Source organism: Arenibacter sp. S6351L (assembly GCF_023016025.1).
Taxonomy (GTDB): domain Bacteria; phylum Bacteroidota; class Bacteroidia; order Flavobacteriales; family Flavobacteriaceae; genus Arenibacter; species Arenibacter algicola_B.
Window position 1 is genome coordinate 1 of the sequence record NZ_JALKBB010000103.1, and the last position, 629, is coordinate 629.

The 629-nt window shown below is 45.2% G+C and carries 2 protein-coding genes; both read left to right on the forward strand.

What is annotated here, in order from left to right:
* The first annotated feature begins 67 nt into the window (after nucleotides 1–67).
* Nucleotides 68–334 carry a transposase gene (locus MWU82_RS24075; RefSeq protein WP_247098303.1) on the forward strand — a complete coding sequence of 89 codons (267 nt, stop codon included), beginning with the start codon at nucleotides 68–70 and terminating at the stop codon, nucleotides 332–334.
* 95 nt (nucleotides 335–429) lie between these two features.
* A partial coding sequence (locus MWU82_RS24080) for an IS3 family transposase (RefSeq protein ID WP_247098304.1) occupies nucleotides 430–629 on the forward strand: 200 nt, incomplete at its 3' end.

Below are 629 nucleotides of genomic sequence, written 5' to 3' on the forward strand. Positions count from 1 at the left end.
TGTAGCCTTCCCTAAAAATAGGACAGTATAAAATTCGAATTTATTAATTTTAAATTTTAACTGTCACATGAAGAAAAGCAAGTTTAGCGAAAGCCAGATCATTAAGACCCTCAAAGAGATCGAACAGGGACGCGGAGTGCCCGAAGTTGCCAGGGAACTCGGCATTGACAAGAGTACCATTTACTATTGGCGCAAGAAATATGGTGGCATGGAAGTGGCCCATATGAAACGGTTGAAGGAGCTTGAGGATGAAAACCGCAAGCTCAAGCAGATGTATGCGGATGTAAGTCTGGATGTACGTATGCTAAAGGACGTACTGTCAAAAAAGTTCTAGGGCCTTCCGACAAGAAGCACCGTGCCAAATATCTCCAAGAGACGTATTCGGTCTGTGTATCGCGATCCTGTGAATTGATCGGGCTGGCCCGTTCAATGTGGTACTACCACACGCAAAAGGACGATACCGGGGTAATCGATGCACTATCAAGATTGGCGGAAGAATTGCCGACAAGGGGATTTGAGGTTTATTACAAACGGCTTCGTCGTGAAGGCCATAAATGGAACCGAAAACGTGTACTGCGGGTGTATAGGAAGATGGGGCTAAAGCTGCGCAGAAAACATAAGAAAAGACT